This is a genomic window from Vibrio sp. 10N.261.52.A1 (assembly GCF_002876325.1).
Lineage (GTDB): Bacteria > Pseudomonadota > Gammaproteobacteria > Enterobacterales > Vibrionaceae > Vibrio > Vibrio chagasii.
In genome coordinates this window covers 1-520 of sequence record NZ_MCYD01000493.1, presented here as the reverse complement: position 1 = coordinate 520, position 520 = coordinate 1, and the positions used below count along the sequence as shown (strand labels likewise).

Annotated in this window: 1 pseudogene; it reads right to left on the bottom strand. The window is 28.5% G+C overall.

Annotation, left to right across the window (positions count from 1 at the left end):
- Window positions 1-520: pseudogene (locus BCT81_RS05690) on the bottom strand (hypothetical protein); the annotation flags it as partial.

Genomic DNA, 520 nt, shown 5'->3' with positions numbered 1-520 from the left:
TTTTTATTCGTGTTTATTTTTTTATAAACCGTATTATAAAGTTTTTCTAAATCCTGAAGTAGATCATATGTTCTATCACGCTCCCTTGAGCTGCTTGATGTGACTATGAACTCTAGAGTATTTGCTATTTTATTGTAAGTTGAGGGGGTTTTATTTGGGCATATATTTATTAAAGGATTAAGGTGTTTGGTTTTGCTTAATAAATCATTCATATCTTCTATGATTTTTAAACTATTTTTGCTTTGTTTTATGTCGATATCTGAAGGCTTTTTAGCTTCTTTAAAAGAAAAGTCAATTACAGGGTAACAAATATGGTTTGAATCGTTTTCACATATAGCACGAATCATTACAAGGAAAAAGTAAATAGCTCTAGGTTGTTCATGTAACCAACCAATATAATCATCAAGTTCATCCTTTATATTTTTAGATAGTGAAAAAATATCATCAATAAAATCACCTAGTACTTCCACTTCTTCTTTGTTTAAATTTCCAGAATCTAAGATTTCCCTATCTATATTCT